This window comes from Bradyrhizobium sp. Mp27, from assembly GCF_029953005.1.
GTDB classification, from domain to species: domain Bacteria; phylum Pseudomonadota; class Alphaproteobacteria; order Rhizobiales; family Xanthobacteraceae; genus Bradyrhizobium; species Bradyrhizobium barranii.
On the sequence record NZ_JASAUS010000065.1, the window covers coordinates 22,613 to 45,936 of the forward strand.

20 protein-coding genes are annotated in these 23,324 nt (G+C 61.3%); 7 read left to right on the forward strand and 13 right to left on the reverse strand.

Annotated features, from left to right (window positions below; translation table 11 throughout):
• Positions 1–359 precede the first annotated feature (359 nt).
• Positions 360–752, forward strand: a complete 393-nt coding sequence (locus QJT78_RS28040) for a nuclear transport factor 2 family protein (RefSeq protein WP_028148605.1) — start codon at positions 360–362, stop codon at positions 750–752.
• Between the two features lie 318 nt (positions 753–1,070).
• On the opposite strand, the gene QJT78_RS28045 is transcribed toward QJT78_RS28040, so the two are convergent.
• The 9 genes from QJT78_RS28045 to QJT78_RS28085 all read right to left on the reverse strand — a co-directional run bounded on the left by QJT78_RS28045 (position 1,071) and on the right by QJT78_RS28085 (position 13,646).
• The gene (locus tag QJT78_RS28045; protein WP_038944588.1) at positions 1,071–1,262 is read right to left on the reverse strand and encodes a hypothetical protein; all 192 of its coding nucleotides are present in this window, start codon (positions 1,260–1,262) and stop codon (positions 1,071–1,073) included.
• Between the two features lie 248 nt (positions 1,263–1,510).
• Positions 1,511–1,894 (reverse strand): acyl-CoA thioesterase, encoded by a 384-nt coding sequence (locus tag QJT78_RS28050; protein WP_028148603.1) that lies wholly within the window; start codon positions 1,892–1,894, stop codon positions 1,511–1,513.
• A 7-nt stretch (positions 1,895–1,901) separates the two neighbouring features.
• Positions 1,902–3,998: a 3-hydroxyacyl-CoA dehydrogenase NAD-binding domain-containing protein gene (locus QJT78_RS28055; protein WP_028148602.1), complete on the reverse strand. Its 2,097-nt coding sequence runs from the start codon at positions 3,996–3,998 to the stop codon at positions 1,902–1,904.
• A gap of 2 nt (positions 3,999–4,000) precedes the next feature.
• A complete protein-coding gene (locus tag QJT78_RS28060; protein ID WP_028148601.1) occupies positions 4,001–5,284 on the reverse strand; it encodes an acetyl-CoA C-acetyltransferase in 1,284 nt (427 codons plus the stop codon).
• Positions 5,284–7,551, reverse strand: coding sequence for an acyl-CoA dehydrogenase (locus tag QJT78_RS28065; protein WP_028148600.1), 2,268 nt, complete (start codon positions 7,549–7,551; stop codon positions 5,284–5,286). Before QJT78_RS28065 ends, QJT78_RS28060 begins: the two co-directional genes overlap by 1 nt.
• Before the next feature lie 275 nt (positions 7,552–7,826).
• On the reverse strand, positions 7,827–8,450 hold the full coding sequence (locus QJT78_RS28070; protein WP_028148599.1) for a flavin reductase family protein: 624 nt from the start codon (positions 8,448–8,450) through the stop codon (positions 7,827–7,829).
• Between the two features lie 142 nt (positions 8,451–8,592).
• The gene (locus QJT78_RS28075) at positions 8,593–9,192 is read right to left on the reverse strand and encodes a TetR family transcriptional regulator (RefSeq protein WP_028148598.1); all 600 of its coding nucleotides are present in this window, start codon (positions 9,190–9,192) and stop codon (positions 8,593–8,595) included.
• Positions 9,193–9,225: 33 nt separating this feature from the next.
• Entirely contained in the window at positions 9,226–12,363 is a 3,138-nt protein-coding gene (locus tag QJT78_RS28080; protein WP_028148597.1) for an efflux RND transporter permease subunit, read from the reverse strand.
• A 176-nt stretch (positions 12,364–12,539) separates the two neighbouring features.
• On the reverse strand, positions 12,540–13,646 hold the full coding sequence (locus QJT78_RS28085; protein WP_028148596.1) for an efflux RND transporter periplasmic adaptor subunit: 1,107 nt from the start codon (positions 13,644–13,646) through the stop codon (positions 12,540–12,542).
• A 180-nt stretch (positions 13,647–13,826) separates the two neighbouring features.
• On the opposite strand from QJT78_RS28085, the gene QJT78_RS28090 reads away from it, so the two are divergent.
• Positions 13,827–14,048 carry an antitoxin MazE family protein gene (locus QJT78_RS28090; RefSeq protein ID WP_028148595.1) on the forward strand — a complete coding sequence of 74 codons (222 nt, stop codon included), beginning with the start codon at positions 13,827–13,829 and terminating at the stop codon, positions 14,046–14,048.
• Complete coding sequence (locus QJT78_RS28095; RefSeq protein ID WP_028148594.1) at positions 14,045–14,398, forward strand: type II toxin-antitoxin system PemK/MazF family toxin; 354 nt, start codon at positions 14,045–14,047, stop codon at positions 14,396–14,398. The genes QJT78_RS28090 and QJT78_RS28095 overlap by 4 nt, the downstream gene beginning before the upstream one ends.
• Before the next feature lie 198 nt (positions 14,399–14,596).
• On the opposite strand, the gene QJT78_RS28100 is transcribed toward QJT78_RS28095, so the two are convergent.
• Entirely contained in the window at positions 14,597–16,780 is a 2,184-nt protein-coding gene (locus QJT78_RS28100) for a DUF262 domain-containing protein (protein WP_063711503.1), read from the reverse strand.
• Between the two features lie 152 nt (positions 16,781–16,932).
• Positions 16,933–17,910, reverse strand: coding sequence for a 5'-nucleotidase (locus QJT78_RS28105; RefSeq protein WP_240537577.1), 978 nt, complete (start codon positions 17,908–17,910; stop codon positions 16,933–16,935).
• A gap of 542 nt (positions 17,911–18,452) precedes the next feature.
• Here QJT78_RS28105 and QJT78_RS28110 point away from each other — a divergent pair.
• Genes QJT78_RS28110 through QJT78_RS28125 form a run of 4 tightly spaced genes read left to right on the forward strand, consistent with a single transcriptional unit; the run spans position 18,453 to position 21,375 of the window.
• Positions 18,453–18,722, forward strand: a complete 270-nt coding sequence (locus tag QJT78_RS28110; RefSeq protein ID WP_038952921.1) for a hypothetical protein — start codon at positions 18,453–18,455, stop codon at positions 18,720–18,722.
• A 14-nt stretch (positions 18,723–18,736) separates the two neighbouring features.
• On the forward strand, positions 18,737–20,050 hold the full coding sequence (locus tag QJT78_RS28115) for a nucleoside 2-deoxyribosyltransferase (RefSeq protein ID WP_157790175.1): 1,314 nt from the start codon (positions 18,737–18,739) through the stop codon (positions 20,048–20,050).
• 6 nt (positions 20,051–20,056) lie between these two features.
• The gene (locus QJT78_RS28120) at positions 20,057–20,677 is read left to right on the forward strand and encodes a 7-cyano-7-deazaguanine synthase (protein WP_038943139.1); all 621 of its coding nucleotides are present in this window, start codon (positions 20,057–20,059) and stop codon (positions 20,675–20,677) included.
• Positions 20,674–21,375, forward strand: coding sequence for a hypothetical protein (locus QJT78_RS28125; RefSeq protein ID WP_049807594.1), 702 nt, complete (start codon positions 20,674–20,676; stop codon positions 21,373–21,375). Before QJT78_RS28120 ends, QJT78_RS28125 begins: the two co-directional genes overlap by 4 nt.
• A gap of 114 nt (positions 21,376–21,489) precedes the next feature.
• Here QJT78_RS28125 and QJT78_RS28130 read toward each other — a convergent pair whose 3' ends face one another.
• Together QJT78_RS28130 and QJT78_RS28135 are read right to left on the reverse strand one after the other, a co-directional pair.
• On the reverse strand, positions 21,490–22,050 hold the full coding sequence (locus QJT78_RS28130) for a phage terminase small subunit P27 family (protein WP_157790176.1): 561 nt from the start codon (positions 22,048–22,050) through the stop codon (positions 21,490–21,492).
• 328 nt (positions 22,051–22,378) lie between these two features.
• Positions 22,379–22,657 (reverse strand): DUF2285 domain-containing protein, encoded by a 279-nt coding sequence (locus QJT78_RS28135; protein WP_038943136.1) that lies wholly within the window; start codon positions 22,655–22,657, stop codon positions 22,379–22,381.
• Between the last annotated feature and the right edge of the window lie 667 nt (positions 22,658–23,324).

The following is a 23,324-nucleotide window of genomic DNA, read 5'->3' on the forward strand; positions in this document are numbered from 1 at the left end:
GCGCCCGCGGCGAGCCGGGTGAGGGGTTTCCCTCCGCGAGCAGACCTCTCACAATTGAATTCGCAGATTCAGGCTCCCCTCATCCGACGCTATAGCCGAAGCTTTGCTTCAGCGTTCTCTTAGCAACGGCCGCCGAAGGCGGCCTATGCACCTTCTCCCACATCCGCCTTCGCCAAGGCTTCGGCGGACATGAGGGGAGAAGAAAGAAGGCCGCAGCATCAGGGGCTGCAAAAATTCCGACCACGCTTTGCGCGTCAGAAATCGCGCCACCTCTCGCAATGCAGCGTATTGCGACCTGACGCTCGACAAAATCAAGTGCGGCTGCAGCAGTGGGCGCAAGATCAAGAACGGAGGACACGATGACACTGAATCGCGATCATGCCGCCATAACGGACCACGAGGCGGTGGTAAGAAACGTCGAGGCATTTCGTCTCGCCCAGATCGCGGCCGACCCCAAAGCGCTCAGCGCGCTATGCGCGGATGATCTGAGCTACAGCCACTCCAACGGCTTCCTCGAGGACAGGGCGGCCTTCGTCGCCAACGCCACCGACGGCAAGACGGAGTTCCTGTCGATTACGTACAAGGACCCGACCATCAAGATCGTCGGCCCCGTCGCGATCGTGCGCTTCCATTGGCTGGCCGAGATGATGACCGGCGGACAGAAAGTGGCAAACAGCCTTCATATCCTGATGAACTGGCTGAAGCAGGGCGACGATTGGAAGCTGTTGTCACGCTCCGCGACGAAGTTGTGATCGACGCTCTTACCCCCCTCCCCCTGTGGGAGAGGGTGGCATAGGCGGCCTTCGGCCGCCGTTCTTGAGAACGCCGATGCTCTGCATCGGCTATGGCGACAGCGGCGAGACGGATGAGGGGTTGCCCCCGCGGGCGACCCTCTCACGATTGAATTCGCGGAAACAACCCCTCATCCGGCGCTTCGCGCCACCTTCTCCCACATCCGCCTTCGCCAAGGCTTCGGCGGACATGAAGGGAGAAGGAAAAGGCAGCGGCATCAAGGGCTGCAAAAAATTCCGACCACGCTTTGCACGTCAGAAATCACCAGCGGAAGGCGCCTACGCCGCTTCCTTCACATCGCCGTTAACCAGCTTGCGCGCAGCACGCTCGGCTTCGCGGGCGTTGCGGAAAAGCTGGCCTTCAAGGCGATTGAAGCGGTCGGACGAGGCGAAGAAACAATAGCCTCCCTGAGAACGAACGACGATACCTGCGGTTTGCGAGTCGACTTCGATAATGTAGCTGTCCGACATGGTCCGTGGATTCCCTCAGTGCGGGCAAATAACGACAATCCTGCCCAAAGGTTCCTGAGCATTTGCGGCCGTCTCCACCCCGAATCGACACGCAATTGAGTACGCCGGGACCTCATCCGTTTTATGACTTGTTCTTGGCGAAGCCGCGACGCGATGACTCAGTCGCGCCGCGTTTGGCGTACCGCAAGTTTTCGTGAGATGGGGCAGAGCGTCGCGCGCGATTACGTCGCGATCGGCGGATCGTTGCGCTAGATCGCTTGCGGACGGCCGTCATCATCGATCGAGACGTAGGTGAAATGTCCGTCGGTGACGAGGATCGGCTGGAGCTCCCTGCGCCGCAGCGCCCAGGCTTCGAGATGCACGGTCATCGAGGTGCGGCCCACGCGGACGAGATTGGCGTAGACCGAAACGAGATCGCCGACATAGACCGCCTTGCGAAAATTCATCGCCTCGATCGCCACGGTGACCGTACGCGACCGCGCGAGCTTCGATGCGAACACGCCGCCGCCGACATCCATCTGGCTGAGCAGCCAGCCGCCGAAGATGTCGCCGTTGGCGTTGGTGTCGGCAGGCATTGCCAGCGTGCGAATGCAGAGATCGCCGCGCGGCTCGATGTCGGACTTCTCGGTCATGTCGGTCTCACCTAAAATTGTCCCAGCCCGGGTCGGGCGCAAAGCGCCCGCCGAATCGCTCGGCCAGCGCGCGCAGGGTGGATACGACATTTTCCACGCCGCGCATGCGCGCGTAGTTCAGCGGACCGCCGCGGAACGGTGCATATCCGGTGCCGAAGATCATGGCACCGTCGACCGCATCGGCATCGTCGACGATGCCTTCGCGGAGGGCCGCGACGCAGACATTGGACATCGGCAGCACCAGGCGATCTATCATCTGGTCGGTGACGCGCGGACCGGTCTCGGGCAACGGCGCCTTCTCCGCCTTGCCGTCCTTCCAGGTGTAGAATCCCTTGCTCGTCTTGCGGCCAAGCTCGCCCTTGGCGACTTTCTCGCGCAGCCAGGCGGGTGTCGGCGGGAGCAGATCGCCGAACTTGGTACGCAGCATGTCGCCGACGTCGAGGCAGATGTCGAGCCCGACCTGGTCGGCGAGCTCGATCGGCCCCATCGGCATGCCGAACTGCTCGGCCGCCGCGTCGATCAGGCGCTGGTCGATCTTCTCGTCCAGCATCACCATCGCCTCCAGCATGTAGGGCGCCAGCGTACGGTTGACGAGGAAGCCGGGCGAGCTCTTCACGGAGAGCGGCAGACGGTCGATCGCGCCGACGAAGGCGAGCGCCTCCTTCAGCACCTGCGCGTCGTTGCCGTCATGGCTGACGACTTCGACCAGCTGCAGCCGCGACACCGGGTTGAAGAAGTGCAGGCCGACTAGGCGATCGGGCCGCGCCAGCGTGGTGCGCAGATCCTGGAGCGGAATGCTCGACGTGTTGGTCGCGAGAATCGCGCCCGGCTTCATCTTCGGCTCGAGGCCCGCATAGACCTTCTGCTTCAGCTCGAGCTTTTCCGGTACCGCTTCGATGATGAGATCGGCGTTGCGAACGCCCTCGCCCTCCATGTCGGGGATCAGACGATCCAGCGCATCGCGCACGTCGGTCGGCTTGCGGATGATCTTGCCGTAAAGCTCAGCGGCGCGCTTCACCGCGCCGCCGACCGGCTCCGCCTTCATGTCCGCCAGCGAGACGCGCAGCCCCTGCCCCGCACACCAGGCCGCGATATCACCGCCCATGGCGCCGGCGCCGATGACATGAACGTGCTTGATCGTATTGCCGCCGCCGGCCGTCTTCTTCATCTGCTCGCGCAGGAAGAACACGCGGATCAAATTCTGCGCGGTCGGCGTCACCATCAGTTTGGCAAATGACGTCTGCTCGGCCTTCAGCATCGCGGCCTTGCTGCCGCCATGGGTCTCCCAGAGATCGATCAGCGCGTAAGGCGCCGGATAATGCTCGCGGGGCGCGGCCTTTGCCGCCTCCGAGCGCATGCGCCTGGCCAGCAGCCCGCGCACGGGACCGAAATTCGCTGCGTGAGTCAGAAGGCCCGGACGCGCCCGCTTCAAGCGGCCGAACAGCGCATCCTTCACCGCGTTGCGGACGTGCCGCTCCTGCGTCACGGTATCGACGAGGCCGAGCGACCTGGCGCGGCGCGCATCGATGGTGCGGCCGGTCAGCATCAGCGCCATCGACTGGGTCGGGTTCACCAGCGCGGTGAAGCGCGCGGTGCCGCCGAGGCCGGGATGCAGGCCGAGCATCACCTCCGGGAAGCCGAAGCGCGCGCCATCGATCGCAATGCGCGACTGGCAGGCCAGCGCGACCTCCAGCCCGCCGCCGAGGCAGAAGCCATGGATGACCGCGACCGTCGGCAGCTTCAGCGCCTCCAGATGATCGACCACCGCATGCGCGGCGCGGATGCGTGTCTCGACCATCTCGGGATCGCCGGCGCCGCGGAATTCGTTGACGTCGGCGCCGGCAATGAAGCCGGACGGCTTTGCCGAGCGGATCACGAGGCCGGCGGGGCGTTCGGTCTCGATCGCCGCAAGCACGGCATCGAACTCCTCCATCACGTCCGACGACAGCGTGTTGGCGCTTGTCTCGGCGCGGTCGAACAGCAGCCAGGCGACGCCGTCGGCATCGCGCGTCAGCTTGAAATGCTTGTAGGGGCTGTCGGTCGCGGGCCTGGGCCCAAGCTCCAGCACGCGGTCGCCTAGCGCGGTCATGATCCTGGAATCCATGGTCACACCGCCTCGATCAGCATGGCGCCGCCGAGTCCGCCGCCGATGCATTCGGTCGCAACGCCACGGCGCGTGCCGAGCCGCTTCATCGCGTTGACGAGATGCAGCACGATGCGGTTGCCCGAGGTGCCGACGGGATGGCCGAGCGAGATGGCGCCGCCATCGACATTGAGTTTTTCACGATCAATCTCGCCGGCCGCACCGTCGAGCCCCAAAATCTCGCAGCAGAATTTGTCGTCGTTCCAGGCGGCGAGACAGCCGAGCACCTGCGTCGCGAAGGCCTCGTTCAGCTCCCAGGTCTCGACGTCCTTGACGGTGAGGTCATTGCGTTGGAGCAGCGGCGTCGCCGACATCACGGGTCCCAGTCCCATGATGCTCGGATCGAGCGCAGCCCAGTGGCTGTCGACGATGACAGCCTTCGGCGTCAATTTGTGCTTTGCGACCGCCGCGTCGGAGGCGAGGATCACCCAGGACGCGCCGTCGGTGATCTGCGATGAATTGCCGGCGGTGACCTGGCCCCAGGGGCGTTCGAACACCGGCCGGAGCTTTGCGAGCGTCTCGGCCGTCGAATCCGGCCGCACGCCGTCGTCATGGTCGAAGAATTTTCCGTCGCGGGAGAACGCGGTCTCGACCTCGCCCTTGAGGAAACCTTCGGCCTGCGCACGCGCGAGCCGGCGATGGCTCTCGGCGGCATAGGCGTCGGACTGTGCCCGCGTGATGCCGAAGAGATGGCCGACGACCTCGGCGGTCTGGCCCATGTTCAAGTCGGTGATGGGATCGGTCAGCCCGCGCTCCAGCCCGATGATCGGCTTGAGATAGCGCGGCCGCAGCTTGAAGGCGGCAGCGAGCTTCGCGGCCACGCCCTTGGCGGTGGCAAGGCCGGCGAACCAGCGCACACCGGAGTTCGGCCAGACCAGCGGCGCGTGGCTCAGCGCCTCGGTGCCGCCGGCGAGGACCATGTCGGCATGGCCCTCGCGAATGTAGCGGTAGGCCGTGTCGATCGACTGCATGCCGGAGCCGCAATTGATCTGCACGGTGAAGGCGACCATGTCCTCGCCCATGCCGAGCCGGAGCGCGGCGACACGGGCCGGGTTCATCTCGTCCGCGATCACGTTGACGCAGCCGAGGATGACTTGGTCGAAATCATCAGGTGAAAACGGCTGGCGCGCCAGCAGCGGCCGGCCGCATTGCACGGCGAGATCGACCGGCGTGAACGGCCCCGGCCCCGAACGCGCTTTGAGAAACGGCGTCCGGCTGCCGTCGACGATGAAAACCGGTCGTGCCATCAGCTCGCCGCCCTCTGTTCACCGAGTTCCTGGAAGAACTGATGCACATCTCCGGTTTTCTTGTAAATCGGCGACAGCGCTTCCGGCGCAAAATCGTCGACCTCGATCACTTTTGTGACGGCTTCATGAGCGGCCGCAAGCTGCTCGCCTTCGGCCTGCGTGATCACGCCCTTGGTGACGGCGTCCTTCCAGTCGCGGATGTGCGCGGCGCGCATGCGCTTGGCGATCGCATCGGTGCCCGCAACGAGATTGAACGCGCGCTCCAGCCGGGCAAAGCCGCCGTCGTCGTCGACATGGGCGAGATCCGGCGTGAGACGCTCGCGCGCGGCCGACGGCTCCAGCACGAGACTTGCGCATTGGTGCACGACACGGTCGGACGGGCCGAGCACCCGCGCGCCGAAGGGCTGGACGACGAGCTTGAGGATGACAGCGACAAAACGATTGGGCAGATTGGCGAGGATCTCGGCAAGCCGGTTCTCGATGGTCTTGAAGCCGGTCGCCATGCACCATTCCAGCGCAGCAAAATCCTCCTTCTGCCGCCCCTCGTCCTGCCAGCGTTTCAGCGCGGCCGAGAGCAGATAGAGCTCGGAGAGTATATCGCCGAACCGCGCCGAGAGCATCTCCTTGCGCTTGAGCGCGCCGCCGAGCGTCAGCAGCGCCATGTCGGCGCAAAGCGCAAAGGCCGCGGAGTAGCGCGCGAGCTGGCGATAGAATCGCGTGGCATCGCCCGCATCCGGCGCAAGCGCGAAGGCGCCGAAGCTCCAGCTCCGGCCGAACGCACGCAACAGCGTCTGGAAGCTGTGGCCGACATGCTTCCAGAACGCCTTGTCGAACGCGGCGAGCCCGCGCTCGCGGTCGGTGTCGGCCAACGCGTTCATCTCGTTGAGCAGATACGGATGCGCGCGGATGGCGCCCTGCCCGAACACGATGAGGTTGCGGGTCAGGATGTTGGCGCCCTCGACCGTGATACCGACCGGCACGGCGCGGTGCAGATTGCCGAGATAGTTTTGCGGACCGTCGATCACGGCCTTGCCGCCATGGATGTCCATGGCGTCGTCGACCGCCGTGCGCATCCGCTCGGTCGCGTGCAGCTTCATGATGCCGGAGATGACGGCGGGATGGATGCCGGCATTCAGCGCCGCGCAGGTCAGCCGGCGCGCCGCGTCGAGCTGGTAGGCGGTCGCGACGATACGCGCGAGCGGCTCCTCGACGCCCTCGAATTTCGAGATGGAGATGCCGAACTGCTCGCGGATGCGGGCATAGGCTCCAGTGGTGCGGGCGGCATAGGCAGCACCGGCCGCCGACAGCGACGGCAGCGAGATGCCGCGACCGGCGGCAAGCGCCGTCATCAGCATCTTCCAGCCCTGCCCAAGTCTCTCCTTGCCGCCGATGACATAGTCGAGCGGGATGAAGACGCCGCGGCCCCAGTTCGGGCCATTCTGGAACACCTGCATCGACGGCAGATGACGATAGCCGATCTTGACGCCCGGTAGATTGGTCGGGATCAGCGCGACGGTGATGCCAAGCTCGTCCTGGCTGCCCACGAGATGATCAGGATCGTAGGCCTTGAAGGCGAGCCCGAGCAGCGTCGCGACCGGGCCGAGCGTGATGTAGCGCTTGTGCCAGTTGAGCCTGAGGCCAATGACCTCGCGGCCCTCGAACTCGCCCTTGCAGATGATGCCGGTGTCGACCATCGAGGCGGCGTCGGAGCCGGCTTCGGGGCTGGTCAGGCCGAAGCAGGGAATGTCGCGGCCGTCGGCGAGACGCGGCAACCAGCGCTCCTGCTGCTCTTTCGTGCCGAAGCGCATCAGGAGCTCGCCCGGCCCGAGCGAGTTCGGCACCATCACGGTGACGGCCGCCGCGATCGAGCGGGTCGAGATCTTTCGCACCACTTCCGAATGGGCATAGGGCGAAAAGCCGAGGCCACCAAACTCCTTCGGAATGATCATGCCGAAGAACTTTTCGCGCTTGACGAAATGCCAGACCTCCTGCGGCAGGTCGCGCCATTCCCAGAAGATCTTCCACTCGTCGAGCATGGCGCAGAGCGCATCGACCGGGCCGTTGAGGAAGGCCTGCTCCTCGGGGGTGAGCGTCGCCTGAGGCACCTTCAGCAGCTTCGACCAATCGGGGTTGCCGGTGAAGAGGTCGGCATCCCACCAGACGTCACCGGCCTCCAGCGCCTCGCGCTCGGTGTCGGACATCGCCGGCAGCACGCCGCGCGCCCAGGAGAAGATCGGCTTTGTGATTTTGTCGCGGCGGAAGCTCATGGCTGACCTCATGCATCGGCGCGGTTATCGGCATTTTAGCGGAAAGTGGCCGGGGTAAGTGAACACTTCGCGAGCAAAAGGACGCGAATTGACGCGGCCGGGCGGCAGCCCCGGGGGCCATAACGGCCGGGGTGTGGGGGCAGTTCCGGGGAGGATAAAGGACGGCGGGAAGAGCGGTAGCCCGGATGGAGCGAAGCGCAATCCGGGGAAGTCTGTCCGCGAGGTAAGAATCCCGGATTTCGCTTCGCTCCATCCGGGCTACGGGAGCGACCAGATCAGTCCGGCCGCACCATCTCGAACATGTTTTCCGGCTTGATCTCGAAATAGTCGCCGCGACGGCCGGCGCGGACGATGGGGCGGGCGGCGGCGGTCTGGTAGACGCCGTCCTTGATCATGGCCTTGTCGATATGGACGGCGACGACCTCGCCCAGCGTCAGCCAGGCATCGGCCTCCTTGCCGTCGGCACCCTTGAGGCGGACGATGTCGGACACCTTGCACTCGAAGGCAACCGGGCTCTCGGCCACGCGCGGCACGTTGACGAGCTTGCCGGGGACGGCGGTCAGCCCTGCAAGCTTGAACTCGTCGACCTCGGGGCCGACATGCGCGGCGGTCGCGTTCATGTGCTTGGCGAGATCCATGGTCGTCAGATTCCAGACGAACTCCCGGGTCTGCTCCATGTTCGACACCGTGTCCTTCCAGTTGGTGGAGGAGAAGCCGATGATCGGCGGCACGTAGCAGAACGCGTTGAAGAAGCTGTAGGGGGCGAGGTTGACGTGGCCCTTGGTGTCGCGGGAGGAGATCCAGCCGATCGGCCGCGGCGCGATGATGGCGTTGAAGGGATCGTGCTTGAGGCCGTGGCCCTTGGAGGGCTCGTAGAAGTAGAGGTCTTTGTCGGTCACGGCGAGGTCTTCCCTGATCCTGGTAGCCCGGATGGAGCGAAGCGTAATCCGGGTCCGCCAGCGCGACGCTGAACCATCCCGGATTGCGCTTCGCTCCATCCGGGCTACGTCGGCCTGCTTATAGGGGAAATTCCAGCGCCCGTCAGTGGCGCGGCGACAGACCCGCGATGACGAAATCGATCATCTGGTCGATGGTCGGGCCCGGCTTGGTGGCGCACTGGGCGATCATCTGGGGGTGGAAGAAGCGCATCATCGCGGTGCAGGCGCACATCGAGGCCAGTTGCAGGTCCGGCGCCTCGAACTCGCCGGACGCGACCCCTTGCGCGATCACCTGGCCGATGACGCCGGCAATGCACTCCATATGGGCGACACAGACGTCCCAGTCCTCCTGCATCGCGATCTCGACCATTTCATGCAGCTTGTTATCGCCGACATAGCGCTCGGTGTTCATGCGATGGATGGAGGTGAGCAGCTCGCGGAAGCGCGGGAGCACCGGACCAGGCCGCGCCACGATCCGCAGCGCTTCGATCTCGACCTCGCCCATCAAGGCCCGCGCCACCGACTGGTGGATCGCCTTCTTCGATTCGAAGAAGCGATAGACATTGGCGGGGCTCATCCTGAGCTCCTTGGCGATGTCCCCGACCGTGGTCTTCTGGTACCCGATCTGGCGGAACAGCCGCTCAGCCACCTCGAGGATACGATCCCGGGTGTCGCCTTCGATATGTTCCGCAACCAGTGTCATGTGTCAGGACTCGTCCGTCAGCAGTCTTCTCATTTATTCAGCCGCTTCAGCAAGCGGAATTGCGTGCTGGTCATCGCTCCCATGCTGCGGCGCGGCAGGCTGCTCGGGGGTGCCCGCCTCGTCCAGGCTCTTCCTGAACCACAGGGCGTAGAGACCCGGCAGGTACAGCAGCGTCAGGAAGGTCGCGACGAACAGGCCTCCCATGATCGTGATCGCCATCGGGCCCCAGAAGGCCGAGCGCGACAACGGGATCATGGCCAGGATCGCGGCGAGCGCCGTCAGCACCACCGGCCGGGCGCGGCGGACGGTTGCCTCCACGATCGCCTCACGGCGGGTCAGGCCGTGGGAAACGTCGGTCTCGATCTGGTCGACCAGGATGACGGTGTTGCGCATGATCATGCCGGCGAGCGCGATCAGGCCAAGCAGCGCCACGAAGCCGAACGGGGCATTGGCGACGTTGAGGCCGAACGAGGCACCGACGATGCCGAGCGGCGCGGTGAGGAACACCAGGATCAGGCGCGAGAAGCTCTGCAGCTGGAACATCAGCAGCGTCAGCATCACCATGACCATCAGCGGGAAGAGGATGAAGATCGAGGCGTTGCCCTTGGCGGATTCCTCGAACGCCCCACCCGGCTCGATGCGGTAGGCCGGCTCGAGATTGTCCTTGATCGCCTTCAGCTTCGGCGTGATCTGGCTGGTGACGTCGGGCGCCTGCACGCCGTCGACGACATCGGAGCGCACGGTGATCGCCATGTCGCGGTTACGCCGCCACATGATCGGCTCCTCATGGGCGTACTCGATCTTGGCGATCTGCTGGAGCGGCACGGCGACGCCGTTCTTCGAAGTGATGGTCAGATCGCCGACGCCGCCGAGATCGAGACGTTCGGACGGGACCGCACGAGCGACCACGGCCACCTTCTCGATGCCGTCGCGAATGGTCGTGACCTGCGCACCCGAGATCAGCATCGACAGCGCCTGCGAGACGTCCTGCGGCGTCAGGCCCATGGCGCGGGCACGATCCTGGTCGACGACGAGCTTCAGGTAGGGCGACTGCTCGTTCCAGTCGAGCTGGACGTCCTTGACGCTCTTGTTCTGCCGCATGACGTCGCGGACCTGGTAGGCGATCTCGCGCACCTTGTTGGCGTCGGGGCCGATCACGCGGAACTGGACGGGGAAGCCGACCGGCGGACCGAAGTTGAAGCGGTCGACGCGCACGCGCGCCTCGGTCAGCATGCCCTCCGCAGCCGCGTTCTCGATCTTGGCCTTGATGCGCTCGCGCGCCTCGACGCCCTTGGCGACGATGACGATCTCGGCAAAGGCCTCGTTCGGAAGCTGCGGATTGAGGCCGAGCCAGAAGCGCGGCGAGCCCTGGCCGACATAGGACGTATAGGTCTCGATGTCCTTGTCGTCCTTGAGCAGCGTCTCGGCCTTCTTCACCGCCTTCTCGGTGACGTTGAAAGCGGTACCCTCGGGCAGGCGGAGTTGGAGGAACAGCTCGGGCCGCTCCGACAGCGGGAAGAACTGCTGCTGGACATGGCCGAAGCCGACGATCGAGGCGATGAAGACGCCGACGGTCGCGGCCACCACGGTGATGCGGTGGTTGACGCACCATTGCACGATGGCGCGCAGGCCGCGGTACATGCGGGTCTCGTAGACCGCGTGCGGATCGTGATTGTGGTGCACCTTGATGTTGGGCAGCAGCATGACGCCGATATAGGGCGTGAAGATCACCGCCACGAACCAGGAGGCGACCAGCGCGATCGCCACGATCCAGAAGATGCTGCCGGCATATTCGCCGACCGCGGAATTGGCAAAGCCGATGGGGAGGAAGCCAGCGGCCGTGACCAGCGTTCCCGTGAGCATCGGAAACGCAGTGGATTCCCAGGCAAAGGAGGCCGCGCGGAAACGGTCCCAGCCCTGCTCCATCTTCACCACCATCATCTCGACCGCGATGATGGCGTCATCCACCAACAGGCCGAGCGCGATGATCAGCGCGCCGAGCGTGATGCGGTGCAGATCGAGCGACATCGTGTTCATGACGACGAAGACGATGCCGAGCACAAGCGGCACCGACAGCGCGACCACGATGCCGGTGCGCCAGCCGAGTGCCAGGAACGACACGAACAGCACGATGACGAGCGCTTCCATGAAGGAATGCACGAACTCGCCGACGGCATGCTCGACCACCTTGGGCTGGTCGGCGATGAGCTTGACGTCGATGCCCTGCGGCACCGCCTTCATGAACTCGGCGGTGGCCTTCTCGACCTCCTTGCCGAGATCGAGGATGTTGGCACCCTTGGCGGTGACGACACCGATGCCGATCGCGGCCTTGCCTTCCTGGCGCACGACGAAGCTCGGCGGATCGACATAGCCGTGGGTGACGGTGGCGATATCACCCAAACGGAACACGCGCCCGTTGCTCTCGACAGGTGTCTCGGCGACGGCCTTGGCGCCATCGAGCGCGCCGGTGACGCGCAGCGGCACGCGCTGCGACGAGGTCTCGACCGTACCGGCCGGGGTCACGTTGTTCTGCTTGGCGAGCGAATCGAACAGCGCCTGCGGCGTGATGCCGAGGGTGGCGAGCTTGGCGTGCGAGAATTCGACGAAGATGCGCTCGTCCTGGTTGCCGTAGACGTCGACCTTGGTCACACCAGGCACCTTCAGCAGGCGCTGGCGGAAGCCTTCCGAGACCTTCTTGAGCTGGGCATAGTCGGCGCCGTCGCCGGTCATCATATAGAGGATGGAATCGACGTCGGAGAACTCGTCGTTGACCACGGGTCCCAGAATGCCCGAAGGCAACTGGCCCTGCACGTCGGCGAGCTTCTTGCGCAGCAGATAAAACAGATACGGCACGTCCTTCGGCGGCGTGGAATCGCGGAAGGTCACCTGGAGCGCGGTGAAGGCCGGCTTGGAATAGGTCTGCACCTTCTCGAAATAGGGCAGCTCCTGGATCTTCTTCTCGATGGGATCGGCGACCTGCGTCTGCATCTCCTGCGCGGTCGCGCCCGGCCAGATCACGGAGACGTTGACCACCTTCACCGTGAAGAACGGATCCTCGGCCCGCCCGAGCTTCTGATAGGAGAAGAAGCCGGCGACGCCGAGTATGATCATCAGGAACAGGACCAGCGTCGGATGGCTGACGGCCCAGGCCGAAAGGTTGAAGCGCTTCATCGCACTCTCCAAAGATGATCCAATTGCAAAAAAACCACAGCCACTCTGTTCAAACCGTCGTCGCGAGGCAGCGAAGCAATCCAGGGGGCTGGGCAGGTTCTGGATCGCTTCGCCGCTTCAGCCCCGGCATTTGCGCTTGGGCCGAAACTCACCTCACACGACGTGACTCGTAAACTCTAGAAAGACAGCGACGAGACGATCCGCACCCGCTGGCTCGGATCGAGCTTCTGCACGCCGAGGGCCACGATCTTGGCGCCCTCTTCGACACCGCTGGTGATGATGACGTCGTTGCTCTCGTAGGACTTCACCACGACCGGCTTGAGTGTGACGGCGCCATTGTCGTCGACGACGTAGAAGGAGGGCTTGCCGCCTTCGTTGAATAGCGCCGACAGCGGCAGCCGCGCGACGCGCTCGGTGGCGGCATCCGACAGCGTCAGCGTCGCGGTCATGCCGAGCGAAACCTTGTCGTCGGCCTCGGGCAGCGAGAACTTTGCAAGATAGGTGCGCGTCGACGGATCGGCCGTCGGCGCGATCTCGCGCAGCTTGGCCGCATATTTCTTGTCCGGCTCCGACCAAAGAGTGACGCTGGCGGCGCCCGACTTGGCACGTCCGACCAGCGTCTCAGGGATCGCGACGACCGCTTCCTTCTCGGCAAAGCGGGCGACACGGATCGAAGTCTGGCCTGCGGCAACCACCTGGCCGGGCTCGATCAGCGTTGCGGTGACGACGCCACGGGCGTCGGCGTTGAGCGTCGCGTAGGAAAGGGAATTCTTGGTCAACTCGACCGAGCGCACGGCCCGGTCCAGACGCGCGCGGGCCTCATCGGCGGCGGCTCGGCTCGAATCCATCGCCGCATCCGTAGTCCAGCCCTTGGCCTTCAGATCCTTGGCGCGCTGCTCGGCCGCGGCGGCCTGGGCCAGCACGCCGGTCGCGGCGGTCTGCTCGGCGACGGACTGCTCGGCTTGGAGCTTCAGATCGACCTCATCGAGGGTCGCGAGCGGCTGGCCGATTTCGACGGTCTGGCCGACCTCGACCAGGCGCTTGGCAACCTTGCCGGCCACACGGAAACCGAGATCGCTCTCGATCCGAGGCCTGACGGTGCCGACGAAGCTGCGCTCCGGCGTCTCGGCATCATAATGGGCGGTCGCGACCAGAACCGGCCGCGGCGGCTCGGCCTTTTCAGCGACGGTGTCATTGCACCCGGCCAGCGCGGCGGCCATCAGGGCCAGCGACACACCCGCCAAGAGCTTGGAATAGCTGGACAAAACTGACCGAACGAACATCGGAGGACACTCCCGCGATAGCAATGAGAGGAATGTCGACTAATCACTGATAAAAGTCAATAATCGTCAGTCATCAGGAAAGCGTGATCATCAAGGGGTGGTAAGGATTGGGTGAGCCTTGTGCCGCTGGTAATGCGCACCATTTCTTGATAGGGTTACATGTAACCAACGGAAATACATATGAGCCCTTCAAAGCCCAAGCCATCTCGTATGAAGGTACAGGCCCACCGCGATCGATTGCGTGCACAAGGCCTGCGGCCGATCCAGATCTGGGTGCCAGATATCCGCTCGCCCTCCTTCCAAACGGAAGCCCATCGCCAATCGCTTGCGGTCGCAACGAGCTCACATGAAACCGAAGACCAAGGCTTCATCGATGCCGTGTCCGATTGGACCGATGAATGAAGCGAGGCGAGGTCTGGACGGTGGCAGGCGGCAAGGACTATGCGGGCAAGCCGCGCCCCGTCGTCATCGTGCAGGACGACAGCTTTGACGCCACGAACTCCATCACTGTCTGCGCCTTCACGACCGACGGAATCGAGGCGCCACTTTTCCGGCTCAAGGTCGAGCCGAACGACGGCAACGGCCTTCGAGCCCCGTCTCGACTTATGGTCGACAAGATCACTACAGTGCCAAAAGCCAAGGTAGGATCGTTGGTGGGACGCCTAGACGATGACGACCTGCTGCGTCTCAATCGCGCTATTCTGGTGTTTCTCGGACTGGCTGGTTCGCAGAGAAGCGCCGGCGCAGATTAGCCCGTAGCCCGGATGGAGCGGAGCGCAATCCGGAGCCTGCAGGCTGTAGCTCGAGCGCTCCCGGATTTCGCTTCGCTCCATCCGGGCTACACCATTGAAATATAAGGTGTATTTTTCGCGACGTCGGGCTATCCCCCGGTTTATCCCCCATGGAAGCGGGCGGTGGCCGCCGGCAAGAGGCAGGACCGCTGCCCCCGTCTATGTTTCGTCATCATCATCCTCGTCGCCCTGTTCGTCATCGTCAGAATCAACAGCCATAGCTTCGATGTAGTCACGGCGAACAGCTCGTAGGGTGCGACCTGACGCAGGATCGGTGAGGAAGAACCACCACCCCCCGGTCTTCTTTCCATAGATCGCTGTTGCGGCCTCCCTGGCATTCGCAAAAGCTTCGCCATCCACTTCTACACGCCCGTCCGCCAACAACGTTGCTACTCGATGGCTGAATTTCTTACGTTTTGGAACTAGTGACATTCCTGGCTGCAGAAGGCCCGCATTTATGAGGTCCGCAAGGTCAACATTCCTTCCCGGTCGCCGCCGAGCCCGGGCAAAGCCGGAACGGTGGTCGGGAGGGACAACCCAAATCTCGGCGAGGAGTGAAGCAAGTTCTTGGGTACGCCGACGAATTGTATCGTTGTCCCACTTTGCACCTGCCTTTTTCAACAAGTCTCGATTTACGAGAAGCACGTCATGCCCCTCAAGACCCATCCGTTTGCTGTTCGTTCCAGACCAAGGACCGTTCGAGACAGTCGAATTCAGTTTACCGGTCAGAAGCGTAAGATTGCCGAGCGTATGTATAAGCCGTTCTCGCTCCTCCTCATCAGAGTCCTGTGGTGGCCAATGCTGCTGCCATTTTCGGGGCATGACATGCTCAATTGCCAGCTTTCCGCGCGCAACGCGCTCCCCTCCGAGCCCTTGCTTTCCATTATGCCACCCTCGTAGGTGATCTTCGATCGCTTCGAGAACCATCCTGAGACGCCCGCGTCGGAGACGGCGATAGGCTTGGAGATCTGTTATTTCCTGCACAAGTTCAGCATCGTCTGGCCAGTAGCGGCTCTCTGCGGTCTGCCCTGCAAGAAAGGATTCGATCCTATCCCCTACGGCGGATCTGTCCCACTTACCAAGCTGCGAAACAAGTTCGGCAATCAGCTGATTGTAACCCTTAGCTGTGGCGCGCACGAGCGCTCTGCGGACCATCCAGCTTTCGATGACATCCAACGCTTTAAGCAGCTGGGCCGCAGGAACAGGGGCGCCTCGAGGGTCGAGGAGCGCGAGTATCAGCGGCTTTATCACTTCGCTTTCAAGAACGCCGGTCCTATAGCCAAACAGGCCCAGCCGATCTATCGAGCCGCCTTCCTTGAAGGCAGCCTCTGTGAAAGTGCGATAGATTCCGGCGGCTTCGTGGATTTGCTTGAGCAGGTGCTGCATAGGCAGCCGCGCATCATGATCCACAAAACGCTTAAAGCGATCAAAGACCTCCCTCGCGACTACTTCTTCGCCAGTTTGTGCTACGAGCCAATGATTCAAAAAAACGGACGAGCGCGGATAGCGGAATCTGCCGACACTTATCTCGGCTTCCCAAAAGCCAGTCTCGAAGTCCTTCCAGTATTTTTGGTAGGCATTTTCAACATCAGCACCAGATTCAAGAAGACGCTGGAAGATGAGGTTCTTGATTAAGTCGGCGGCCGTGAGCTGGGCTCCCCGCGCGTTTAGGGTCTCGAAAATCTCCTGAGCATTTTCGTCTGCGGCAAGATCAATCACCACCAGTTGAACAAGTTCGCGAACCGAGCGCTCCATCGCAATAGCTCGCGCTTGCACCATTTCCGAGCCTTTTTCATTGAGCCATTCGCGAGATTGCTCGCAAAAGAAACGGTGGGCCTGCGTCATTCGCTCGTTGCGGGATTTGAGAGCCTCATGATCGACAGGAGCTATAGCGCCCATCACTTCATTGAAAGCAGGCCTATCCCGATTGGTCGGCCAAACCTTGAAGCGATCTTCCGGCTGCGAACAGAATGGTTCAGCATTGGAGACAAGGGGCTCGATACGTGCTGCCGAGGGTAACGCCTCAGCCGCGGTCAATTCCGCACTCAGCGCATCGAGCAACAGCTGCAGCGTGGTTAACCGTTGTTGCCCGTCGATTATCGTGCGCTGTTGCATCAGACCAGCTTGATTGGGCATTTGCTGCAACACGACGGCACCGAGGAAGTGCGGTTGATGCTTGTCGCTCGGATGGGCCAGCACACGCTCGGCAACGCGCTTCACATCCTCCCAAAGTGGTTCCCATTGCGTTTCTTGATTCCAAACATAAGGCCGCTGAAACAGTGGCACCACCAGCCGTTGCGGCTGCATGAACACCATTTGCGGTGTCCGAACCTGCGTTTCCATGCTTATCCCAATCTGCGCGCTTTATAAGTTGCTCAGCACCAGTTTACCGACTCGTTGAGTTCGTTGGCAACGGGCGATTGTGGCGCTGGCTTCCGCTTGCACTTCAGAGTCCCGCTCTTCGCAATGTGCTCTTCGAATGCAGAGTCGCAGAATCAGCTTGCCGGGATTACCGGCGCATTCGGATCATGCGGCCCAGGAACATGCCCTGCCGCGACGACGCCCGCTGCTCCGAGGACATGCTTTTCCTGATCGTCGAAAAAAATGTGCGCACCAATCGCCTTCAAGATCGGTGACTTCGAGTGGCCGCCGACGAAATGTGCCTCGTCAGCCGGTGTCCCCCAAGCCCTGAGCGTGCGGATGACCCGTTCATGCGCAGGTGCGTTCCGAGCCGTTACTAGCGCGATCCGAACCTTACTGACATTTCCTTCGTCGAGGAAAACCCGGCGCAAGGCCGACAGCTTATGAAGAAAGTTGCCGAACGGACCACGTGCCATTGGATTGCTAGCGTTGGCAATCTCATGCGCGAGGAAGGCCTCGAGACCCTGTTCTTTGTAAATGATGTCGGACTCAGCACCGAACACCACCGCGTCACCATCGAACGCGACGCGGACCTCGCCGGTTGGAGTTTCGACTTTATCCTTGGGCGCCACGCCAAGTCGCGCGGCAGCCGCACCTCCAGCGACGGCTCCTTTCACGTCCGCATCCATATTGGAGAGGAACAGGTCGATCCCCCACGCTGGTACGAAGTCCGACAGCGAGCGTCCGCTGGTGAAACTTCCGGTCTTGACGGCAAGACCGTAGTGATCAATTGACTTAAAGGCTCGAAGAGACAGATCGGGCGAGTTCTGCGACAGCAGGATCACTTCAACATACGGGGCCGTTCCGGGATCGTTCAAGGCGAGAAGCCGCTCCACAACTTCAAAGCCGGCACCCTTTCGCAGGATTATGTCCTCACGGTTCAGTTGCATCGCGGCATACGCCTTGACGCCCTCATCCTCGAAAATGCGATGCTCCTCCTCTAGGTCGAAGAGCGCACGCGTTGAGATGCCGATGCGTAGCGGGTTAGACCTTAGAGTATCCGCTGGATCGTCAGCCACTTGGGTCGTCAACGATGGTTTAGCGGTCACCACTGGCCTCGACTCCCTTGGACTATGCTCTGCCGAGCACTAATTTCACCTTTTTACAGTTCTAGCAGTGCCTGTACTAAAGTAGAAATCGCACCTATCGGAGCACGCCGCCAAATTTGCCACCGTTCCGTGGCCGCGAGCCCGAATAGCCGCGAATGACCTCTTAGCGGACGCGTCTCTGGCCCAAGCAGACTTCCCGGTCGAGGGCATCACCCCATTGCAAAGTGCGTGTCCTCCTACAGTGAACGACAATTCGGCCAACTTGATCAGTCCACAGCTACGCACGGTCGGGCGGGGAGCAATCGTGGGAGAACCTCAACATCTTGCCGACAGCCGTCAGATAATCGCCTAAAACTTGCTTCCAATATTGACTCCTACCATTAGTTGCGCTGGTAATGGCGTTTTTGGGGGGATCACTAATGGGTAGCAGCGGTTCCGGCCGGATCAGTGACTATCCCGGTTCATCCGGCACAGGCTCGGGCACATCGAAAGGTGGCGGTGACGGAAGTGCCGGAGGTTCTGATCGATGTGCTCAGGCTATCGCCGTGGCGCTCGAAGACATTGAGCACTGTGATTTCTACAAGGCAGGGGGCACCGTGCCCGCACCCGGCCAACAACTGCGAATAGCGCACAAGAAGCGCATCGTGGCGGAAACTGACGTAGGCATAACGGTCGGCAATCTCCCAACGGCGTACAATTATCTCGCCGGTTGCCTCAAAGATGGCTGGACGTACACCGGCACGGTTACGGCTTCGAATGGCTCGGGGGCCGTCGCCACGGTGTCGGCAGACTTTGCACCTTCCTCGCACCCATGACTGACACAACGAGAGTGCCTTTACTCGTCGGTGAAGTCTTCGTTGACTTTACGATCACGCCGCCTGGAACAGAAAACAAACTACGTCTTGGCGGCGTCGCCCATGCAGCTCGAGGCTTTTGGGCGCTAGGTCAAGCCTTCCGTGCAGCGGTTGTCATACCGAGCTATTTGGAGCAATTGACCCGCGACTACTTCGCGAAACTTGGATGTGTCGAGCTAGTCGTCCTGGGAATAGTAACGGGCGCTCCCAACATTACATTGATTTTCGACGCGACCGAGGTGGCGGAGCAAGGGTACGACACACCGCTGCGGGACGAAAAGGCCGTCCAGCTCAGCGACGTTTCAACGGCTTTGGAGCGCGCGGAAGATGTGCTGATATTTCCCGGCGCTTTCAGCTTGGCGGACGTGTGCGCGATGTTACCAACTACTGCTCGCTTACACTTCGATGTCGCCTACGACATAGAAACACCAAAGACGCTCGCCGAACTCAACAGATCGATTGAAACTGTTCTCATCTCAACGTCATCCCCGCTTTTTGCAAAGACTAAAGATCAAACCCTGAATGGCGTTGCCGCAGCCTTTGCGGGCTGCAAGCCGAAGTACGTTGTTCTCAAACAGAATCGTGGGGGCACGGAGTTGCTCGATTGCTCAAGCGCCGCCCCTCACACTGAGGCTCTCCCTGCGCAACTTGGAACAACAATCAATTCGGTGGGTGTCGGCGATGTCTTTGCGGCCGCATTTCTGACAGCCTTACCAGAGGGCGCAAATACCGCAGGCTGGCGGGCCACGTACGCTGCCGCAGCCTATTCTCAAACTACCTATCCAGATATTTTCAAGAAATACGTCGAGCGCGATCAAAGTCTTTCACTCGACGAGATGACATCGCTTTGGGGCACGTTCCTTCCGTGGAGCGCGCGACCGGCCTTGCAAATCTATTTTGCAGCGCCCGACTTTGCGAAAGCTGACCGTACAGCCATCGACGAGGCTCTGAACGCGCTGGCGTACCACAACTTTGCGCCCCGACGACCCGTTGTGGAGAACGGCGAGCTCCCGCCGAACTCGGACACCGCCACCTTACGTACCATTTATGAGAAGGATTGCGAACTCCTCAAGAAATGCACGCTTGTGTTTGCTGTGCCGACTGAGCGCGACCCTGGAACGCTCGTTGAAATCGGTCTCGCCATTGAGGCGGGCATTCCCGTCGTCACGTACGACCCTAGCAGCAAAAACAACAATACGATGGTGATCGCAGGCTCTTCATTCTACTCGTCCGACCTCGATGCCTGTCTCAACGCAACCTTTCAACTGCTCAGCCAAAGACAGAAGTGAGGCTTGATGGGTGCATTGCTCTTGTGTTCGGGCGGGCTCGATTCCACCACGGTCGGCTTCTGGCTGGTTGAAAAGCGAATTTCGTTTCAACCGGTCTTCTTCGACTACGGGCAGCACTGCGCCGAGAAGGAATGGGAAACGGTCCAAAAGGTGCTGCCAATCTCGGATCTAGTGTCGCCTGTTCTGCGGATCGACATTTCGAGCATCTATCAGCATTCAACGTCGAGACTGATCGCTGAGCCAAATCTATGGAAGGAACATGTCGAGGACGATGAGCTTTATATCCCCTATCGCACGCTTCTGTTCTTTTCCGTAGGTGCCTGCATCGCCCAAACACGCGGTTTCGACAGTGTCTACTCGGGCTTTATCAACAGCAATCACGCCAAAGAATTAGATTGTTCCGCTGCTTTCCTTAACAGTTTAGACTCACTTTCCCGTAATCTTGGACCGATCAGATTCGAGTTGCCTTTCCGAAACTGGAGCAAGGCTGACGTCGTCAGGCGTGCGAGCGAATTGAAGGTCCCTATTGGCAGAACATATTCATGTCAGCTCTTCAGCGACACGCCTTGCGGTGCATGTCCCAACTGCGTTGAGCGACTTACTGCGATTGAGTCGGTAAACCCATGAGCTTCCCGAAACCCGAGTGCGACGTTCTGCGTGCACTGAGCTCCGCGCGTCTCGTCGTGGAACTTGCCCAAGAGAAGGGCATAGTTCGCCATAACTTGTCGTATCGCGAGCCTCTCTACCACGTTGGCGCGATCCTAGCGGACGCGGCTCTTCAAGCGGGCCTCAATTACAGAACCGTTGTGAAGGTACGCATCGATAGGATCGTTCAGGATTTTCCTGAAGCTGCAACCCTGTCCGGGATGTTCAATGCGATTGCCTCCATTGGAGTTGCTGAGTTCTTGCGGTGGCATCATCACACTAAGGTGTCACGCTTTGTTTGCTTGGCGGAATTGCTCCGCAACGAAAGCATCGATGACTTTCATCAATTGCGGACATGGCTACAAAATCCAGCATGTCGAGAAAAGCTACGCGCGATCCACGGCGTGGGACCGAAGACTGTGGACTATCTCTGCGGCTTGGTTGGATTGGATTTCATCGCGGTTGACCGGCACATCAGAGCTTTTGCGAGCGAGGCCGGTGTGACGGCAGCAGACTACGATTATCTTCAAACCGTAATTTCGTATGCTGCGGACCTTCTGGGTGTTTCGCGACGACATTTCGATGCGTCGATTTGGACCTACGTATCCAACCAGAAGGCCGGCCCACAGAGACGGACTACTTTACAGCGGCCGTTTGCTGGGTCCATTGCCATCGCGTAGCTCACATGGGGTCAGCAGCGCCGTGCGGCGTCTGCTGTTGGTGCACAAAACAATACATGGCGTGATGTGTGAGTTTGAGTCCGCAATGCGAACCAAGCGGAACATCGCCGACGCCTATCCCAGCAGGCCGTCGAACTTGCCACCGCCCGGCGGCGGCGCATTGGTGCCTGCAGCTAGGCGTGAGCGCGCAAGCGCAGTCAAGCCAAATTCGCTCGCATATCTCACCACGTCGCTCGCGTGCTTGCGGACAATACTGACCATCGGGTTCATCGCCGCATCGCCGTACTTGGTCTTGATGATCATGCCGTTCATGATCGGATCGTTCGTCTGCATCTTCGCCAGCGCTTCGGCGGCCATGCGCCATTGCCCGAAGGCATGGCAATAGGCGGCGAGCGCGGGGACATCGATGCGGGTCAGCAGGCCCAGCCTGTGCAGTTCGGGGGCGGTCTTCCACCATTCATCGGCAGCGTAGCCGGTGATGAAGGGCGGCGGCTCGGGACATGTTTTCGGGACCAGCGGCTCGGGCTCCGGCCTCAGCTTCTGATGGCCGGGGTTGCCTCGGAGCAGTTTCAGATGCGTCGGAGTTCGGGGCGGGCCTGGCATCGGCTTCCCTCCTGTTTGGCCGGAAGTATTGCCCATTTCTGGCTGAGGCACGAGAGCCGAGCCGTAGAACATTTTTCCCGCAGGGATTCCGCATCCCTCGGGCGCTAATTTTGGAGCGCCGCCAGCGCTCGGAAACCGTTCGCATCTCATTCGGCGTCCTCCCCCCGGCCCCCTTGACTGGTAGGCCCCGTGGCGCGGAGCCGTGCTCGATGCGTCATTTCGCGGTGGCCGCTACCATTAGCGGAGCGATGCTCGAACACATCAGCGGGCTTCTAAAGGGCGCGCGTCTCAGAGAGGGCCAAAACTGCTCAGATCAGCTCAGATGGCGTGTCGGATAATTTAAAGCGCGCATCAGCTTGGCGTAGACGTTGCCGTGTTCGTCCAGCCTTCGCTGGCGGCTTTAAGCCGACGCGCCACCACATAGCAGGTGACGATAACTGTGCTCCGTCATCCATTTGGCGCGCGATAAATGACTGTCGAACGTCTTCCGGGCCCGACCACATTCGTGTTCCGGATCAAGATGCAGCACCACTCGTGCGATTTCCCGCCAGTCTGCACCTTCCGCATGCGCATCGAGCATGCGCAGATACGTGACGATGTGCTCCTTGTCGTAAGAGGTCAACACAGTACCGGAGGGCGCAATATCGGCGATATCGGGATCAAGCGGCGGCGTCTGCATGGTCGTTCTCGCAAGGTTGTTGATTGTCAACTTTGCCTCTGACTCCTTGGCATATTGATGACCCGCACCGGCGCCTGAGTTCGGGTCGAAGGCAACCTTCCCAAGGACGTTCGAAATCCTCTTGGGCATACTTTATTGAAAGTTGTTGCGCTTCATTGCTCGCTCCGGTGTTGGGGTAGCGGGTCATGTAACCCCAGCGCAACACTCGAATAACTTGTAGTCTTGACTATTGCGCGTTTAACGTGGGCGGGATTTGATCACCCCACCGGAATGATGACGCTGCGCTTTATTTGATCGTGTCTGCTACCGTTTCGAGGAAGCCATGATTGCGAATAGGTTGGTCGCGTCCATTTTGAGCGGCGTGATGTTATCATCTTGTGGCACGTACGTGCCCGAAAAACTTCTCATCACAAATGCCGAAGACGCAAACGGCATGTTCGAATCGGTAATTGTTAACAACGTCAAATGCGAGCTGCGGCTCGGCGTAAGGCGGGTCCTGGTAACATTCCCCGAAGGAGGTAGGTACAACGATGTTTCGTGGCTCGCTAGTTGGGGGGCACTAGTACCCGGAATCAGAGCTGAGTGATACGGCGGCCTTTGAAACGGCGTTGACGGACCTTTTTCTTGGTCCAGACGAAGGGCTCGGCTCTGTCGTTGTATGCGTTGA

Coding starts and splice junctions, on each gene's coding strand:
- QJT78_RS28050 (WP_028148603.1), bottom strand. CDS start 1,894: ATGACCGAGAAGTCCGACATCGAGCCGCGCGGCGATCTCTGCATTCGC.
- QJT78_RS28055 (WP_028148602.1), bottom strand. CDS start 3,998: ATGGATTCCAGGATCATGACCGCGCTAGGCGACCGCGTGCTGGAGCTT.
- QJT78_RS28100 (WP_063711503.1), bottom strand. CDS start 16,780: ATGGAAACGCAGGTTCGGACACCGCAAATGGTGTTCATGCAGCCGCAA.
- QJT78_RS28120 (WP_038943139.1), top strand. CDS start 20,057: ATGGGTGCATTGCTCTTGTGTTCGGGCGGGCTCGATTCCACCACGGTC.
- QJT78_RS28075 (WP_028148598.1), bottom strand. CDS start 9,192: ATGACACTGGTTGCGGAACATATCGAAGGCGACACCCGGGATCGTATC.
- QJT78_RS28135 (WP_038943136.1), bottom strand. CDS start 22,657: ATGCAGACGCCGCCGCTTGATCCCGATATCGCCGATATTGCGCCCTCC.
- QJT78_RS28065 (WP_028148600.1), bottom strand. CDS start 7,551: ATGAGCTTCCGCCGCGACAAAATCACAAAGCCGATCTTCTCCTGGGCG.
- QJT78_RS28130 (WP_157790176.1), bottom strand. CDS start 22,050: ATGTTCTACGGCTCGGCTCTCGTGCCTCAGCCAGAAATGGGCAATACT.
- QJT78_RS28080 (WP_028148597.1), bottom strand. CDS start 12,363: ATGAAGCGCTTCAACCTTTCGGCCTGGGCCGTCAGCCATCCGACGCTG.
- QJT78_RS28085 (WP_028148596.1), bottom strand. CDS start 13,646: ATGTTCGTTCGGTCAGTTTTGTCCAGCTATTCCAAGCTCTTGGCGGGT.
- QJT78_RS28090 (WP_028148595.1), top strand. CDS start 13,827: ATGAGCCCTTCAAAGCCCAAGCCATCTCGTATGAAGGTACAGGCCCAC.
- QJT78_RS28125 (WP_049807594.1), top strand. CDS start 20,674: ATGAGCTTCCCGAAACCCGAGTGCGACGTTCTGCGTGCACTGAGCTCC.
- QJT78_RS28045 (WP_038944588.1), bottom strand. CDS start 1,262: ATGTCGGACAGCTACATTATCGAAGTCGACTCGCAAACCGCAGGTATC.
- QJT78_RS28040 (WP_028148605.1), top strand. CDS start 360: ATGACACTGAATCGCGATCATGCCGCCATAACGGACCACGAGGCGGTG.
- QJT78_RS28095 (WP_028148594.1), top strand. CDS start 14,045: ATGAAGCGAGGCGAGGTCTGGACGGTGGCAGGCGGCAAGGACTATGCG.
- QJT78_RS28060 (WP_028148601.1), bottom strand. CDS start 5,284: ATGGCACGACCGGTTTTCATCGTCGACGGCAGCCGGACGCCGTTTCTC.